Source organism: Bradyrhizobium sp. SZCCHNS1022, from assembly GCF_032484835.1.
Lineage (GTDB): Bacteria > Pseudomonadota > Alphaproteobacteria > Rhizobiales > Xanthobacteraceae > Bradyrhizobium.
On sequence record NZ_JAUETT010000003.1, the window covers coordinates 150,276 to 166,204 of the forward strand.

Annotated in this window: 14 protein-coding genes; 7 read left to right on the plus strand and 7 right to left on the minus strand. The window is 65.2% G+C overall.

All coding sequences use genetic code 11. The features are described 5' to 3' along the window. The first annotated feature begins 63 nt into the window (after positions 1-63). Complete coding sequence (locus tag QX071_RS20150; RefSeq protein WP_315704427.1) at positions 64-1,221, plus strand: glycosyltransferase family 4 protein; 1,158 nt, start codon at positions 64-66, stop codon at positions 1,219-1,221. Beyond that, positions 1,218-2,240, plus strand: coding sequence for a glycosyltransferase family 4 protein (locus QX071_RS20155; protein ID WP_315704428.1), 1,023 nt, complete (start codon positions 1,218-1,220; stop codon positions 2,238-2,240). The genes QX071_RS20150 and QX071_RS20155 overlap by 4 nt, the downstream gene beginning before the upstream one ends. Here QX071_RS20155 and QX071_RS20160 read toward each other — a convergent pair. The 4 genes from QX071_RS20160 to rfaD are packed head-to-tail and all read right to left on the minus strand — an operon-like array spanning position 2,226 to position 7,925. After that, positions 2,226-4,139 carry an SDR family NAD(P)-dependent oxidoreductase gene (locus QX071_RS20160; protein WP_315704429.1) on the minus strand — a complete coding sequence of 638 codons (1,914 nt, stop codon included), beginning with the start codon at positions 4,137-4,139 and terminating at the stop codon, positions 2,226-2,228. The genes QX071_RS20155 and QX071_RS20160 overlap by 15 nt on opposite strands. A 31-nt stretch (positions 4,140-4,170) precedes the next feature. Then, positions 4,171-5,451, minus strand: coding sequence for an O-antigen ligase family protein (locus QX071_RS20165; RefSeq protein WP_315704430.1), 1,281 nt, complete (start codon positions 5,449-5,451; stop codon positions 4,171-4,173). Next, positions 5,448-6,920, minus strand: coding sequence for a D-glycero-beta-D-manno-heptose-7-phosphate kinase (gene rfaE1 / locus QX071_RS20170; protein WP_315704431.1), 1,473 nt, complete (start codon positions 6,918-6,920; stop codon positions 5,448-5,450). Before rfaE1 ends, QX071_RS20165 begins: the two co-directional genes overlap by 4 nt. Positions 6,921-6,944: 24 nt before the next feature. Then, positions 6,945-7,925: an ADP-glyceromanno-heptose 6-epimerase gene (gene rfaD / locus QX071_RS20175; protein ID WP_315704432.1), complete on the minus strand. Its 981-nt coding sequence runs from the start codon at positions 7,923-7,925 to the stop codon at positions 6,945-6,947. A 144-nt stretch (positions 7,926-8,069) separates the two neighbouring features. On the opposite strand from rfaD, the gene waaF reads away from it, so the two are divergent. Both waaF and QX071_RS20185 read left to right on the plus strand, forming a co-directional pair. Continuing rightward, positions 8,070-9,140 (plus strand): lipopolysaccharide heptosyltransferase II, encoded by a 1,071-nt coding sequence (waaF, locus tag QX071_RS20180; RefSeq protein WP_315704433.1) that lies wholly within the window; start codon positions 8,070-8,072, stop codon positions 9,138-9,140. A gap of 36 nt (positions 9,141-9,176) precedes the next feature. Next, entirely contained in the window at positions 9,177-9,710 is a 534-nt protein-coding gene (locus tag QX071_RS20185) for an HAD family hydrolase (protein WP_315704434.1), read from the plus strand. On the opposite strand, the gene QX071_RS20190 is transcribed toward QX071_RS20185, so the two are convergent. Further along, entirely contained in the window at positions 9,692-10,738 is a 1,047-nt protein-coding gene (locus QX071_RS20190) for a glycosyltransferase family 4 protein (RefSeq protein WP_315704435.1), read from the minus strand. The two genes, QX071_RS20185 and QX071_RS20190, sit on opposite strands and share 19 nt — an antisense overlap. A 128-nt stretch (positions 10,739-10,866) precedes the next feature. On the opposite strand from QX071_RS20190, the gene galE reads away from it, so the two are divergent. The 3 genes from galE to QX071_RS20205 all read left to right on the plus strand — a co-directional run bounded on the left by galE (position 10,867) and on the right by QX071_RS20205 (position 14,520). Then, on the plus strand, positions 10,867-11,880 hold the full coding sequence (gene galE / locus QX071_RS20195) for a UDP-glucose 4-epimerase GalE (protein ID WP_315704436.1): 1,014 nt from the start codon (positions 10,867-10,869) through the stop codon (positions 11,878-11,880). Positions 11,881-11,985: 105 nt separating this feature from the next. Then, positions 11,986-13,791, plus strand: a complete 1,806-nt coding sequence (locus QX071_RS20200; protein WP_315704437.1) for an ABC transporter ATP-binding protein — start codon at positions 11,986-11,988, stop codon at positions 13,789-13,791. A 30-nt stretch (positions 13,792-13,821) separates the two neighbouring features. Continuing rightward, complete coding sequence (locus tag QX071_RS20205; protein WP_315704438.1) at positions 13,822-14,520, plus strand: fumarylacetoacetate hydrolase family protein; 699 nt, start codon at positions 13,822-13,824, stop codon at positions 14,518-14,520. 75 nt (positions 14,521-14,595) lie between these two features. Here the strand turns inward: QX071_RS20205 and QX071_RS20210 are convergent, their stop codons facing one another. Then, positions 14,596-15,525 carry an aspartyl/asparaginyl beta-hydroxylase domain-containing protein gene (locus QX071_RS20210; RefSeq protein WP_315704439.1) on the minus strand — a complete coding sequence of 310 codons (930 nt, stop codon included), beginning with the start codon at positions 15,523-15,525 and terminating at the stop codon, positions 14,596-14,598. Between the two features lie 220 nt (positions 15,526-15,745). Beyond that, positions 15,746-15,901: a hypothetical protein gene (locus QX071_RS20215; protein ID WP_315704440.1), complete on the minus strand. Its 156-nt coding sequence runs from the start codon at positions 15,899-15,901 to the stop codon at positions 15,746-15,748. Positions 15,902-15,929: the final 28 nt, after the last annotated feature.

Below are 15,929 nucleotides of genomic sequence, written 5' to 3' on the forward strand. Positions count from 1 at the left end.
CCCCTCGCCGAACGCACCGGCTTGCCGTATATGGCGCCTCCGAGCACCGTTATCGTGAACCGAATGCCCCCGCCCACCCCTATCCCGCCGCGACGGCTCCTCTATGTCGCGAACGAGGATTACGCGTTTCTGATGCATCGCCTGCCGATGGCGCGCGCCGCGCGCGACGCCGGCTACGAGGTGCATGTCGCCACCAATGTCAACGCCGGCGCGGGCGCGATCGAGGCCGAGCGCTTCGTCCTGCATCCGATCCCGTTCCAGCGAGGCGGCCTGTCGCCCTCGGCCGCACTTCCGACGGTCCGGGCGATCCGGGCGGTTGCGACAAGGGTCAAGCCCGATGTCGTTCACCACTCCGGCCTGCAGGCGAGCGTGCTCGGCTCGCTGGCGGCGCTCGGCAGCTCTACCCCCGCGGTCAATGCCATCACCGGGCTGGGCTATGTCTTCACCTCGACCACATTGCGCTCGCGGCTGATGAAGCAGGCCATGGTGGCGTTGCTGCCTCGCCTGATGAACCGGGCATCCAGCGTCGTGCTGGTGCAGAACCCGGACGATCGCGATGCCTTGCGCGCACTCGGAGTCCGGACGGACAAGATCACCCTGATCCCGGGTTCCGGCGTCGATACCGATCGCTTTCAGCCACTGCCCGAGCCGGAGGGACCGATCAGCTTCGGCTTTGCCGGACGCCTTCTGACCGACAAGGGTGTCCGCGCCCTGGTCGCGGCGCATAGGCTCCTGCACTCCGAAGGCCTCGATTTCAACCTCCTGATCGCCGGCAGCCCCGACCCGGCCAATCCAGCCTCGGTCTCGCCCCAAGAGATCGAGCAATGGCAGCGAGAGCCTGGGATCACGCTGCTCGGCCATGTCAACGACATCGCCACATTATGGCGGCGCTGCCATATCGCCGTGCTGCCCTCGCACCGCGAGGGCCTGCCGGTGAGCCTGCTGGAGGCGGCTGCCTGCGGCCGGCCGCTGGTCTCGACCGATGCGCCCGGCTGCCGTGAGATCGCGATCAATGGCGAGACAGGATTATCCGTGCCGATCGAGAATCCGGCCGCGCTGGCGCAAGCAATGAAACAGCTGGCGCAATCGCCGGAGCTGCGGGCGCGCTATGGCCAGGCTGCGCGGCAGTTGGTCGAAGACAAGCTTTCAGCCAAGATCATCGGCCGCTCGGTCGTCGCACTCTACGACCGGCTGACGTCCCGCTCACCGGTTGCATCATGACAGCCGGTCTTCCTGCCCTTCTCGTCGTCGCGCTGAGCGCAGCCGCGATCTGTGCGGCCCTGATCGTCCTGCTGCGCCCGCTGCTCCAGCGTTACGCGCTTGCCCGGCCGAACACCCGCTCCTCACACAAGGTGCCGACGCCACAAGGTGCGGGAATCGCCGTGATCGCGGCCACGCTTCTGATCGGAGGCGGCTACGCGTGGACGACCGGCGCCGCTCCGCCCGTACTGCTGCTTGCCGCCACGCCGCTCATCGCCCTGGTCGGGCTGGTCGATGACATCAGGCCGATACCCGTGCTGCCGCGCTTGCTCTTGCAGGCGATCGCGGTCGGCCTCGTCGTTCTCATGGCTCCGAGCGAGCTCAGGCTCGTGCCCGTCTTGCCGCTCGCACTGGAGCGCGCGGTTCTGCTGATCGCCGGGCTGTGGTTCGTCAACCTGGTCAATTTCATGGATGGGCTCGACCTGATGACGGCGGCCGAGGCGGTGCCGATCACGGCGGCACTCACGGCGCTCGGCGTGTTCGGCCTGATGCCGTTGCCGGCCACGCTCGTCGCGGCCGCGCTGTGTGGCGCCCTGCTCGGATTTGCGCCGTTCAACCGGCCGGTGGCAAAGGTGTTTCTTGGTGATGTCGGCAGCCTCCCGATCGGGCTTCTGCTCGGCTGGTGCCTGCTGGAGCTCGCCTGGCGCGGTCATATCGTGGCTGCACTGTTGCTGCCGCTCTATTACCTCGCGGACGCGACCCTCACATTGCTGCGGCGGATGCTGCGTGGCGAGCCATTCTGGGCGGCGCACCGCACGCATTTCTACCAGCGCGCGACCGACAACGGCTTTACGGTCGCTCGCGTGGTCAGCGACGTCTTCGCGCTCAACCTCGTGCTCGCTGCTCTCGCGGGCCTATCGGTGGCACTCGCATCATGGACGGCAGACGTTGTGCTGTTGATGCTCGGAGCCGGTGCGGTCGCCTTCGCGCTGCACCGGTTCGCGCGACCGCGGGCGATGGAAGCCTCACGCCGCGGTTGACCCGAACTCCGGCACCGCGTCCTTCAGGATCGCCTTGATCGCCACAGGATCATGCTGACCGATCGCCTGATCCAGGCTCGCGATCCACGCCTTCAGCACCTGCATCGGCGGCTCGTTCGGTTTGGCGGCCATGATGCCGGCCACGCCGATCTCGACCGGCGGCTCCTCGCTCGCGAACAGGATTTCGTTCAGGCGCTCGCCGGGCCTGATCCCGGTGAAGACGACCTCGATGTCATAGCCGGGCTGCAAGCCCGAGAGCCGGATCATGCGTTCGGCGAGTTCGACGATCCGCACCGGCTGGCCCATGTTGAGGACGTAAACCGAGACGCCCGGCCGCTCCGGCGCGAGCGCATGCGAAGCCGCGGTGATCACGAGATCGCAGGCTTCGCGGATCGTCATGAAATAGCGCACCATGTCCGGATGGGTGACCGTCACCGGGCCGCCGGCCTCGATCTGCGCCTTGAATTTCGGCACCACCGAGCCGTTCGATGCCAGCACGTTGCCGAAGCGGACCGAGATCAGCCGCATCGGCGACCTGCCGCCGTGCCGCTCGGCCAACTCGCGGTCCAGCGCTTGGCAATACATTTCGGCAAAGCGCTTGGTGAGCCCCAACATCGACACCGGCTCGATCGCCTTGTCGGTCGAAATCATCACCATCGCTTCGGCGCCGGCCGCCACCGCCGCATCGGCGACGTTGATCGAGCCGAAAATGTTGGTCTTGACGCCCTCGCTCCAATCGCGCTCGAGGATCGGCACGTGTTTCAGCGCCGCGGCGTGGAAGACGAGTTCCGGCTTGAACTCGGAGATCAGGCGGAAGACCCGTTCGCGGTCGCGGATATCGGCGATGCGGCCTTCCACGGCGGCATTGCCTTCGTTCGCGGCGGCGAGCGCCTCGGTGATCGCATAGAGCGCCGGCTCGGAGTTCTCCAGGATCAAGAGCCGCGCCGCGCCGAAGGTGACGGCACGATGGCAGATCTCCGAGCCGATCGAGCCGCCGCCGCCGGTGACGACGACAGCCTTGCCTCTCACCAGCGCTTCCAGCCGCGCATAGTCGATCTTCTCGCTCGGCCGCAGCAGGAGATCCTCGACCGCCACTGGCGCGAGCCGCGGCGCATCGCCGCTTTCGAGCGAGGGCAGCCGGCTCACGATCAATCCAAGCCGGCGCGCCCGCATCAGAAAGGTTTCCGGGTGCAGTTCCGGCTCGAACGCGGACGGTGCCATCAGGGCGCGTGCGATCGGCTTGCCGCGCCGGGCGAAATCGGCCGCAACATCCTCGATGTCGTCGATCCCGCCCAATACCGGAACGTTGCGGATGATCTGGCCGCGATCGGAAACCGCCGGCGACAAGATCCCGATCGGCCAGATTCGCTTCACTGCGCCGCTTTCGATGCCGCGCAGAACCACCTCGGCATCTGCCGTGCGCCCGACCAGGAGCGCGGGCGCGGCATCGTCGGTCCTGGCGTGATGGCGCACACGCGTGTAGCGGAAATAGCGATAGGCAAAGCGCAACGCGCTGAGGGCAAAAATCTCCAGAAACCAAAACAGGATGATGGTGAGCTTGCCGAGGAAGAACGTGCCGCGCACGTTCGGGGCGACAATGACGTAGTCGAGCACCAGGAGCGCAAGCGTCAGCACGGTGGCGACACGGACGATGTTGAGCGCATCGGGCAGCGAGATGAACCGCCATTTGGTGGTCATCAGCCTGGAAACATAGAAGACGATGAAGCTGAAGACGACGAAATAGGGTACGATCTGCAGAAGCAGCGGAGCCCGGTCCCAGAACGCGCTGGCGCCCTCGAAGCGGATGTAGAATGCAGCGAACAACGCCGCCACGCTGGCCAACAGGTCATGCGCCGCAATCAGGATGTTGCGATACGTCAGATGGGACAGACGTGTCATGCCGTGACCGACCCGTGAATCAAACCCTGCGTCATGCCGCGGCACTCTTCGATGACGTATCCTGCAGCCGGGCTTTCAGCATCATGCCGCCGGCAACCCCCACCCCCATGACATACATCCAGCCCTCGTGGAAATCGAAGATGTGCGAGTTGAACAGCGAGGTGAAGACGTTCTGCACCACGACCAGAAGACCGATCCAGGCGACGAGCCCGTCGCCCCGGAACAGCAGCAGATGCGACAGCCACATCGCATAGAGGATAATGATGCCTAGCAGGCCCCATTGCACGGCGACGTTGAGGGTCTGATTGTGCGGATTGCTGATCACCTGCCCCGAGGCGAGATCGGAGCGCCCGCTGGCCGCCAGCTCGAACAGATGCCGCGTCGATCCGCTGCCGTGGCCGATCACCGGGGCCTCCGCAAAGAAGTGCAGCGACTTGCGCCAGAACTCGAGGCGCTCGCCGATCGAGGTGGTGGCACGGTCTTCCTTATAGGCCTGGTATTCGCTCGTGAAGGTCGCGACCTTCTGCCTGAGCTGCGGTGAAACCGTCCAGGCGGCAGCGCCGAGCGCAACCGCTCCCAGCAGGATCAAAAGGTTTGCTCGCCACCTCAGATGCATGAGGCCGAAGACTGCGAGCATGATCGGAATCGTCACCAGCGCGGTGCGTGAGGTGACGACGAAGAGCATGTTGGCGAGGAAGGCCAGCATGAGCACGAGCATCAGCAAGGCAAGGAGCCAGCGCTTCTCGCCGACGAAACGCGCCATCGGATAGGCCAGCGCCACCGCGCAGAGCGAGAATTCCTGGCTTTGATCGATATAATTCTTCACGAAGATGCCACGATCCGCGTTCGGCTTCAGCGCCAGTGCCGGATCGAACGCGACCGCGGTCGACATCACGACCATCAGCGCGCAGGAGCCCAGGAAGGCGACAAAGACCCAGACGCCGCGCTCCGACCGTTCGAAATGATAGAACAGCGCCGGCAACACCAGGAGCTTGGCCGCGGGGCCTACCGCATAGAGGCGCGCCCCCCAGGGGACGTCCGACCACAAGGTCCCGACCAGCGCGAGCCCGAACAATGCAAGAGGTGCGATCGAGATCGGCCGCCGCAGCGAGCGCCAAAAGGCGTCGCGATCGAGATGCGGCAGCATCGTGATCACCATGACGACGCCAAGGATGGACACCAGCGAGGTCGACCAGGGCAGCGCGGCCGCGAGCAGGACCGCGACCACATCCACCGTGGTCCGCCAGGCGGCGGGATCGCGCCAGCGCCGCAAGGGCAACACGGCTGCGGAATGGCTGGTCAGCGCCGTCATCGCTTGGTGCCCCGGGCGCGATCGACCAGGGCGGTCGTCGAAAAACCTCTGACGATATCGACCAGCATGACGTGGCCGCCCGCGGCCTCGACGATTTCGTGCCCGACCACCTGCTCGCGGGTGTAGTCGCCACCCTTGACCAGGACGCTCGGCTTCACCAGCTCGATCAGGCGGATCGGCGTGTCCTCACCGAAGATCGCCACCGCATCCACCGCCTCCAAAGCCGCCAGCACTTCGGCGCGCGCACGTTCATCCTGCACCGGGCGATCCTCGCCCTTCAGCCGCTTCACCGACGCATCGCTGTTCAGGCCGACGACGAGACAGTCGCAGGCGGCGCGCGCGGCCGCGAGTACCTTCACATGCCCCGGATGCAGAATGTCGAAACAGCCGTTAGTGAAGCCGACCCGCAGGCCCTGCGCCCGCCACGCCGCAAGGCGCCTCTCCAGATCACTGTCGTCGCGAACGATCTTCTCCTCGGCAGCGAGATAGGCATGCGGCAAGACCTTTCGCCGGAGTTCGGCAGCCGTCACACTGGCTGTGCCCTGCTTGCTCACCGCAACCGCTGCTGCGGCGCTCGCCATCCGCAGGGCGTCCTCCCATTCAGCCCCCGCCGCGAGCGTTGCGGCCAGCACCGCAACCACCGTGTCGCCCGCGCCCGAGACGTCGCACACTTTCACCGGATAGGCCGGCACGTGCACGGGCGCGCCGTCGCGCGGCACCAGGGTCATGCCGCGCTCGCTCTGGGTGACCAGGATCGCTTCACAATCTGCGAGCCGGATCGCATCCTGTGCCGCAGAGGCGATCTCCTGCTCGGTGTCGGCGCGGCTGCGCGTCGCTTCCGAGAACTCCTTGCGGTTCGGCGTCAGCAGGCTGACGCCGCGATAGATCGCGAAGTTCGCGCTCTTGGGATCGACGATCACGCGCTTGCCGGCTTTGCGCGCCGCGTCGATCGCGTGGCGGATCACGCGCGCGGTCAGCACCCCTTTGGCATAATCGGACAGCAGCACGATATCGGCACGCTCGATCAGCGGCAGGATCGCATCGATCAGCTGCTGTTCGATCGCGGCGGACGCTGGCGCCGCGCGCTCCCAATCCGCACGCAGCATATGGGTCGAGAAATGTTCGGACACGAAGCGCACCTTGCGCGTGGTCGGCCGCGACCGATCGGCGACCAGCACGCTCTCGATGCCGGCTTCCCGCGCCAATTCGGCCCGGAGCTGCTGACCGGCCTCATCGTCACCGATCAGCCCGACGAAGATGCAGCGCGCGCCGAGCGAGGCGATGTTGCGCGCGACATTGCCGGCCCCTCCGATATTGATCTCGCTGCGCTCGACCGCGATGACGGGCGCCGGCGCTTCCGGCGAAATCCGCGACACCTCGCCGTAGACGAATTCGTCCAGCATCAGGTCGCCGACGCAGAGCACGGTCTGGCGGGCGATCGCTTGCGACAGGGCATCGAAATCGAACATTGCTTGGCGTCTTCTGTACCGGAATCAGCGGAAGCGATCGGTCGCGTCGAGGTAGCCTTTGACGTAATGGCCAACGGCATCTTCGAGCGGCGTGAAGCCGCCGTTATAGCCGGCCGCAAGCAGCCGATCGACCTCGCTCTGGGTGAAATACTGGTAGCTATCGCGAATCGCCTCGGGCATGTCGATGTATTCGATATTGGCCGTGGTGCCGAGCGCCGCATAGGCCGAGAGCATGAGGTCCTTGAAGCTGCGCGCTTGGCCGGTCCCCACATTGAACAGGCCGGACACCGAGGGCGTGGCGAGCAGCCACACGATCACCCGGACGACGTCGTCGACATAGATGAAGTCGCGCCGCTGGTCGCCATCGGCGATGCCCTCGCGATGCGACTTGAACAGCTGCACGGGCCGGCCAGCCTTGATGTCGTCGAAACGACGGGCCAGCACGCTCATCATCGAGCCCTTGTGGTATTCATTGGGCCCGAACACGTTGAAGAATTTCAACCCGACATGCTGCGGCGGCAGTTTTTCGTGCCGCTCGGTACGGGCGGCGATCACCATGTCGAACAGGTGCTTGCTCCAGCCGTAGAGATTCATCGGGCGCAGGGGCTTGAGCGCGTCAAGCGACGGTTCGTCTTTAAAGCCCTGCGCGCCATCACCATAAGTGGCGGCCGAGGAGGCGTAGATGAACGGCGTTGCGTTGGCGGTGCACCAGTCGAGCAGCCGCAGCGAGAAGCGGAAATTGGTCTCGATCACCAGATCGCCATCGATCGCGGTGGTCTCGGAGATCGCGCCCATGTGCAGGACGGCGTCGAGCCGCCGCCCCTTCAGCCATTCCGGCAGGTCGGCCGGCGGAATGAAATCGGCGAGCTGCCGCTTGGCCAGATTGCGCCACTTGCCCTCTTGGCCGAGCCGGTCGCACACAACGACGTCGGTCCGTCCGGCATCGTTGAGCGCGGCGACCAGATTTGACCCGATAAACCCCGCCCCGCCGGTCACCAGCAACATTCTTCACCCGTCCCGCAGTCAATGTCCCTTGTAAGGCCCCTTGCCGTAGCGCATGCGTGGGCAAAGTGTAAGCGGTTTGCGCGACGGCTTTACCTTGCGCAGCCGAGCGGCTACCAGCGCAGCCGGAGTGCAAGCGAACAAAGAATGAATCTCAATTCTAAAGAGATGAACATTGCAGCGGAACCGGGCGAGACCGGCCCGATCCTCATCATTCCCTACATGTGGATCGGCGATTTCGTCCGTGGCCATACCGTCGTGCGGGTGTTGAAGGAGCGCTGGCCGAATCGGCCGGTGGATTTCCTGACCACCTCGCTTTGCGCACCGCTCATCGATTACATGCCCGGCGTGCGCGCTGGGGTTGTCTGGAACCTGCCGCGCAGCCGGCTGGCATTGGCGCAGCAATGGCGACTCGCCGCCATCCTGCGGGAGCGACGCTACCAAACCGTCCTGATCATGCCGCGTACCTGGAAGTCGGCGATCGCACCCGCGCTGGCCGGTATCCCGGAACGGGTGGGCTTTGTCGGCGAATTCCGCTTCGGGCTGCTCAATCGCTGGCGCTGGGGTGAAAGAGCCCTGCCCCGCCTGATCGACAAGAACGCCGCCCTGGCCCTGCCTAAGGGCGCGCCGCGACCACCGGAATGGCCGGTGCCGCAACTGCGCGTTCCGCCCGAGGAGGTCGAGCGCTGGCGGCAGGCCAATGGCGTCGGCAACGGCCCCGCCGTCGCGCTGGCGCCCGGCTCCGTCGGTTCGGGCAAGCGCTGGCCCTATTATGGCGAGGCGGCCCGCCTGCTGGCGGAGCAAGGGCTCGACGTCTGGGTGGTCGGCGGCCCCGGCGAAAAGGGGCTGGCCAACGAGATCGTGGCGACCGGGGGCCCGCGGGTGCGCGACCTGACCGGGACGGACCTTCGCAACGGCGTGCTGGCGCTGGCGGCCGCACGCGTCGCGATTTCCAACGATTCGGGGCTGATGCATGTCGCCGCGGCCCTGGGCACGCCGACCATGGGGATTTTCGGTCCGACCAGCCCGCAGCTCTGGGCGCCGCTCAATGAGCTTGCGGCGGTCGTGCAAACCAAGACCCACGTGCCCTGCCAGCCCTGCCATCGCCCGGTCTGCCGCATGAACGATCATCGCTGCATGCGCGATATTCCGGCCGCCGAGGTCGCGGAAATCGCCACGCGCGTGCTGTCGGAAGTTGGCGCGCGCGCCGCGCGCTGAAAAGGTCGAGCATGTACGGACGAGAGAGCCAAGAGCATGGGTGAGATCAGCGCGACGCACAAACCCGCCGCGTTTCTCGATCGCGATGGCGTCATCAACTACGACGACGATTATATCGGCACGCGCGAACGCATCCGCTGGATGCCGAACGTCGCCAAGGCGATCCGGCGGCTCAACGCGTCGGGCTATCACGTCTTTCTCTTCACCAACCAGTCCGGCGTCGCCCGCGGCCTGTTCACCGAAGACGACGTCGTGACCCTGCACGACTGGATGTGCGCCGAGCTCGCCGCGCAAGGCGCTGTGATCGACGACATCCGCTACTGCCCGCATCACACCGAGGGCACGGTCGAGCGCTATCTGCAGCCGCATCCCTGGCGGAAGCCGTCGCCGGGCATGATCCTGGACCTGATGGCGCATTGGCCGGTGCGGCACGAGGGCAGCTTTGTGATCGGTGATCGCGCCTCCGACATGCAAGCCGCACAGGCGGCCGGATTACCTGGCTTCCTATTCGCAGGCGGCGATCTCGACGCTTTCGTCGCCGACGTCATCGCTCAAACCAGCGTACGGTAGACGGCTGCGATCTTGTCGGCTTCAGCCTCAAGGCTGAACCGCGCGACCACGCGCGCGCGGGCGCGCTCGCCCATCGCCTGCGCTGCGGCGGGATCGCGCATCAGCGGCTCGAGCGCGGCCACGAGCGCGTCGACGTCGCCCGGCGGGACCAGCACGCCCGTGACGCCATCTTCGACCACGATCTCCGCCGCACCGGCACGTGATGCCACCAGCGCCGCACCGACCGCCATCGCCTCGATCAGCGTGAGGCCAAAGCCCTCGTTGCGCGAGGTGAAGGCATAGATCGTGAGGCGCTGATACCAGCGTTGCACCTCGGCGATCTCGAGCTCGCCGGTGATGACGATGCGTTCGTTAAGGCCCGCTGCGACGATCTTCTTCTTCAACTCGTTTGCAAACGGCATCTGCTCCGGCGTCACCGCGCCCACGAGGACGGCTGAGAAGTCGGGATAATGCGGCAGCAGCCGGCACATCGCCTCCACGAAGACGTCGCTGCCCTTCTGCGCGCGGACCCTGCCAAAACATCCGATCGCGTAAGCGCCCGGCAACCCACTCTCGGCAAAAGCCGCCGCACGATCAGTCGGCGGCGCATAGACGTCGGTGTCGACGCCATGCGTGATCACGGTCGCCTCGCGCTTGAGGTAAGAGGCGGAGATGTCGCTGGTCGCGATGATCGCGTCCATCTGCCGGATCAGCCAGCGCGTGATCCAGGTGTGGTGGCGCTGCGCGGCCGAGGTGAAAACGAGCTTGAGCGGCCACCCCAACGCGCGCAACAGCACGCCCACGATCATCTCGTTGTTGCGCCTCGCATGCCAGATCAGCGGCCGCCGGCGGCCCCACAGCCGCAGCAGATCCGCCAAGCCCATGCGCGCGATGCCCTCGGGCGCATGGGAACCAAACCACGCCGCACTGCAGCGCATCGCCAGTTTCGGTGCAACCATGCGATTGGTCGCCGTGACTCCGGAATAACGCCTGTGCAGATTTGGCACGATGACGTCGACATCAGCCGACGAAACGGGTTTTGCGGGCACGTTGAGCTCCAATTCGGCAAGGCCCTATACGCAAGATTAAGCATAGAAGCCAGTTCGCGGCTCTCGAAACCCCTCCTTCACCGCGCAAGCGTTAGTTTGCGGCAAAACAACAGGGATCGGGTCAAACAATGACCGTGCTCGTGACTGGCGGCGCCGGCTATATCGGCAGCCACACGGTGCTCGCGCTGGTGGAAGCCGGCGAAAGCGTCGTGGTGATTGATAATCTCTCCACCGGCTTTTCCAACTTCGTCCCGGACGGGGTGCCGCTGTTCATCGGCGATTGCAGCGACGAGAATCTCGTCGATGGCGTGATCGGCCAGCATGGCATCAGCAGCATCATCCACTGCGCGGGGTCGGTCGTGGTGCCGGAATCGGTGCGCGACCCGCTGCTCTATTATCGCAACAACACGATGACGACACGCAGCTTGCTCAACGCCGCCGTGCGGCGCGGCGTCGGCCGTTTTGTCTTTTCGTCAACGGCCGCGGTTTACGGCGATCCGGACCAGGTGCCGGTTCCGGAGACGGCACGGACGCGCCCGACGTCGCCTTATGGATCGTCTAAATTGATGGCGGAGATCATGCTGCACGACGCGGCCGCCGCGTATGAGTTGAGTTACGTCGTGCTGCGCTACTTCAATGTGGCCGGCGCCGATCCGATGGGCCGGATCGGCCTCGCCACGGTGGGCGCGACGCATCTGTTGAAGGCTGCGGTGGAGGTGGCCACCGGTCAGCGGGCGAAGATCGACGTCTATGGGACGGACTACCCGACTCCCGACGGCACCTGCATCCGCGACTTCATCCATGTGGCCGATCTTGCGGATGCGCATCGTGCGGCGCTGGCTTATTTGCGCGGCGGTGGCGGCTCAGTGACGATGAACTGCGGCTATGGCCGCGGCTATTCCGTGCTGGAAACCATCGAGGCCGTCAGGAGGGTCTCGGGCCGCAACATCCCGCTTCAATACGCATCGCGCCGCCCCGGTGACGTCATGACCATGGTTGCCGATCCCAGCCAGATGCGGCAGCACTTGGACTGGGCCCCGCGTTACGACAATCTGGACACGATTGCGGCCCATGCCCTCGCCTGGGAGGAGAAACTGCTCCGCGAGCGCAACGGCGAGGTCCAGCATCTGGTCTCCGCGTAAATTGACCGCCCGCGCAAGCCCTTATTGGGCTTGAAAAAGCCGTCCCAAGCGGGCATGCAGCCCGTTGCTGCCCCGGCGATTTGCCCGGGGCAGCGAGGGACCAGAATGGCCGAATTTCCGAAGAAGATCACCGACGATCCCTATGGCGCCGCGATCCTGATCCGCCGGCTGATCATGGAACAAGGCGTCGCCTATTGGCGGCGTTATCTGGCTGCCTTCTCGCTGATGGCGATCTCGGCCGGCGCGAGCGCGGGCGCCGCCTACATCCTGGGACAGGTGATCAACAAGGCCTATGTCGACAAGAGCATTCCCGGTATCGCCGTGCTCTCCGGCGTTACCGTACTTCTGCTGTTCGTCAAGGGCGTGACGACCTACGGCTACGCGGTCATCCTGTCCAAGATCTCCAACGCCATCCTCGCCAACAATCAGCGGCGGCTGTTCGGCAAGCTGATGAACGAGAGCATCGGATTCTTTTCGGAGCGGCATTCGTCCGAATTCCTGGCCCGGCTGACGGCTGGCGCGAAATCGATCACCGACGTGCTCAACATGCTGATCAACGCGATCGGCCGCGATCTTTTGCTCCTGATCAGCATGATCGCCGTGATGGTGGCGCAAGACCCGCTGATGTCGTTTTTGGGATTGGTCGCGGTGCCGCCGGCCATGCTGGTGCTGCGCAAGCTGGTCAAGCGCATCAAGGGGCTGGCCTATCACCAGTTCACGGGCACCGCCGACATTCTCGAGACCATGCAGGAATCGCTGCAGGGCATCCGCACCGTCAAGGCATTCACCCTGGAAGAGACGATGCGCGCGCGCATCGACGAGAACATCGCCGTCGTCGAGCGTAACGCGAACAAGATGGCGCGGGTGTCCAACCGCTCCAATCCGCTGATGGAGATGCTCGGCGGCTTCGCAGTGGCCGGTTGCCTGATGTATGGAGGTTATGCGGTCGTGGCGCTGAACGCCACACCGGGCCAGTTCTTCTCCTTCATGACGGCATTCCTGATGGCGACCGAGCCGGCCAAGCGGCTTGCCAGGCTCAACATCGATCTCAACAGCCAGTTGGTCGGCGCCCGCATGCTGCTCGAGGTGGTCGACAGTCCCGCGACCGAGCAGCCCGACGACGACAAGCCGGTGCTGAAACTGACGGAAGCCCGGATCGAGCTGCGCGACGTCAGCTTCGCCTATCGCAATAAGGAGCCCGTGCTCAACCGCATGAGTTTCGTTGCCGAGCCGGGCAAGGTCACGGCCCTGGTCGGCCCATCCGGCGGCGGCAAATCCACCGTGCTGGCGCTGTTGTTGCGCTTCTACGACGTGGCCGAAGGCGAGATCCTAATCGACGGGCAGTCGATCTCGCAGGTATCGCGTCGCTCGCTGCGCGAGCAGGCTGCCTATGTCGGTCAGGACGTCTATCTGTTCCGCGACACCATTCGCGCCAATATCGCCTTCGGCAAGCCTGGCGCGACCGAAGCCGAGATCATCGAGGCGGCGAAGGCGGCCTGCGCCCATGACTTCATCATGGGCTTCCCGCTCGGCTACAACACGCCGGTCGGCGAACTCGGCACCCAGCTCTCCGGCGGCCAGCGCCAGCGCATCGCGGTGGCGCGGGCGCTGATCCGCAACGCGCCGATCATCCTGCTCGACGAGGCCACGGCGGCGCTCGATTCGGAATCCGAACGTCAGGTGCAGGAAGCGATCGAGCATCTCTGCCGGAACCGCACCACGATCGTCATCGCCCATCGGCTGCACACGATCATGCATGCCGATGCCATCCTGGTGGTCGAGGCCGGCGAAATCGTCGAGCGGGGCCGGCATGACGACCTGTTGCGCCGGGGTGGCCGCTATGCTTCGTTCTTCCGCCTGCAGCAGCGCGACATGGGACCGAACGTGATCCCGTTGAGCGCGACCTCCTGATCGTCCGTTCCACCGCACCGAGATACTCCCATGAGCGCCACGTATGTCATCCCGGCTCTGCCGCAGCCGTCCCTCTCTGTCGCCGGCGAGACCGGCGCGTTTCCTGTGCGCCGCATCTGGTGCGTCGGCCGCAACTATCTCGAGCACATCCGCGAGATGGGCAATGACGAGCGCGACCCGCCCTTCTTCTTCGCCAAGCATGCGGACATGCTGGCGCCCGACGGCGCCGTGATTCCCTACCCGCCTCTGACCAAGGACCTGCATCACGAGGTCGAACTCGTGGTCGCCTTGAAGAGCGGTGGCCTCAACATTCCGGCCGAGAAGGCGCTCGATCACGTCTATGGTTACGCCGTCGGCATCGACCTGACCCGGCGCGACCTGCAGCTCGCCGCGCGCAAGAAGGAGCGTCCCTGGGAGGTCGGCAAGTCTTTCGACCACTCCGCGCCCTGCTCGGCCGTGCTGCCTGCCGCGAAGATCGGCCATCCCGCCAAGGGCAAGATCTGGCTCTCGGTCAACGGCACCGAGCGGCAGAAGGGCGACCTCACCGAATTGATCTGGAGCGTGCCGGAGATCATCTGGAAGCTGTCGCAGCAGGTCGAACTCGGCGCCGGCGACATCATCATGACGGGCACGCCGGCCGGCGTTGCGGCCGTGGTGCCGGGCGACAAGATCGAGTGCGGCGTCGACGGCGTCGGCACGCTCAAGGTGTCGATCGGCGAGCCAGCCTGAGCGGCAGACGGACTCAAACAAAAGGGCCGCGCGGATACCGCGCGGCCCTTTTGCTTTGATCGGTTCGCTGCGAGGTCAGCGAAACGCCGACGCCACGATCAGCCCGACGATCGCCACCGTCAGCGTGTACTTCACGGCGTAGTAGACCGTCCGATTCCATTCCTTCGCCTTGCGGGTGGCGAGGTGGAATTCGTAGAGCTTGCCGAACACCTTGTTCAGCACACCGACATGCTCGCCATCGACATTCTGCGTCGCCGAGGCCTTGACGATGTGATGGCTGACCCAGCGGTTGATCGCGGTCATGAAACCATATTTCATCGGACGCTCGACGTCGCAGAACAGGATGATCCGGTTCTGGTCGGTCGCGTTCTCGGCGCTGTGGATGAAGGTCTCGTCGAACATGAAGGCTTCGCCGTCGCGCCAGACGCAAGGCACGCCGTCGACCAGGATCCGGCACTTGTCCGAATTGGGCGTCACCAGTCCGAGGTGATAGCGCAGCGAGCCGGCGAATGGATCGCGGTGGGCGCCAAGCTTGCCGCCCGGCGGCAGCATCGCGAACATCGCGCCGTGTACGCTCGGGATCGAATTCAACAGTTCAACCGTCTTCGGACAGAGCGTGCGCGCCGACGGAAGAAAGTCGTCGTACCATTTGAGATAAAAGCGTTTCCAGCCACTCTTGAAGAACGAGTAGAAGCCCCAATCATTGTTCTTGGCCGCCGCGCGGATGAAGCCCTCGTCGAACAGGCGCACCGCCTCCTCGCGAATCGTCTCCCAATTGTCGGTCAGCTTCTGCAGCTCCGGAAACTGCTGGACCGAGATGACGGGCTCGTTCGGCACGGCGGAACCGGCATACATCAGCACGTTGTAGGGCGCGAGGTAGGTCGAATGGTCGCCGAGCTGGCGGGCGAAGCGCAGCCGCTGCTTGCCCCGGAAATGTACATAGATCGTCGAGCCGATGAGGATGTAGAGGGCTATGAGCTGTGGCGCGAAAAGTTGTTTCAGCATGTCCGGTTCCATCAACCGGCCGGCTCAGAGCGAGGAGCAGGACCCAATCCGCTCCAGACGGGGGTGATCTGATGCTGGCCGCGAGGCGCAACATAGCCGGAAGCGCGGAGTCCTGCACCCCCTGGGGAGCGTCTTGTGATCACGGAAGCCACGCAAAACTCGCAGCGCGTGCTCTCAGGGCAACAGCTCGCCCCTCGATTGACGCTGCCCCGCACGTCGCTTAGCCGCGCGCCAGTTCCTGCAGGCCCCTGAAAGTGAGTCGCTTGGGGTCCCTGACACCGGCCAGATACAGCCGGCGAATGAAAGCGGCGACCGCCTCGCGTTCGCAACCGGTCAACGCGACGACGGCATCCACCGCGGTCTTCTGAGCGTCCATCGCAGTTCTCCTGCCGTGGGCACCCGGC

Coding starts and splice junctions, on each gene's coding strand:
- QX071_RS20150 (WP_315704427.1), top strand. CDS start 64: ATGCCCCCGCCCACCCCTATCCCGCCGCGACGGCTCCTCTATGTCGCG.
- QX071_RS20155 (WP_315704428.1), top strand. CDS start 1,218: ATGACAGCCGGTCTTCCTGCCCTTCTCGTCGTCGCGCTGAGCGCAGCC.
- QX071_RS20160 (WP_315704429.1), bottom strand. CDS start 4,139: ATGACACGTCTGTCCCATCTGACGTATCGCAACATCCTGATTGCGGCG.
- QX071_RS20165 (WP_315704430.1), bottom strand. CDS start 5,451: ATGACGGCGCTGACCAGCCATTCCGCAGCCGTGTTGCCCTTGCGGCGC.
- rfaE1 (WP_315704431.1), bottom strand. CDS start 6,920: ATGTTCGATTTCGATGCCCTGTCGCAAGCGATCGCCCGCCAGACCGTG.
- rfaD (WP_315704432.1), bottom strand. CDS start 7,925: ATGTTGCTGGTGACCGGCGGGGCGGGGTTTATCGGGTCAAATCTGGTC.
- waaF (WP_315704433.1), top strand. CDS start 8,070: ATGAATCTCAATTCTAAAGAGATGAACATTGCAGCGGAACCGGGCGAG.
- QX071_RS20185 (WP_315704434.1), top strand. CDS start 9,177: ATGGGTGAGATCAGCGCGACGCACAAACCCGCCGCGTTTCTCGATCGC.
- galE (WP_315704436.1), top strand. CDS start 10,867: ATGACCGTGCTCGTGACTGGCGGCGCCGGCTATATCGGCAGCCACACG.
- QX071_RS20200 (WP_315704437.1), top strand. CDS start 11,986: ATGGCCGAATTTCCGAAGAAGATCACCGACGATCCCTATGGCGCCGCG.
- QX071_RS20205 (WP_315704438.1), top strand. CDS start 13,822: ATGAGCGCCACGTATGTCATCCCGGCTCTGCCGCAGCCGTCCCTCTCT.
- QX071_RS20210 (WP_315704439.1), bottom strand. CDS start 15,525: ATGCTGAAACAACTTTTCGCGCCACAGCTCATAGCCCTCTACATCCTC.
- QX071_RS20215 (WP_315704440.1), bottom strand. CDS start 15,901: ATGGACGCTCAGAAGACCGCGGTGGATGCCGTCGTCGCGTTGACCGGT.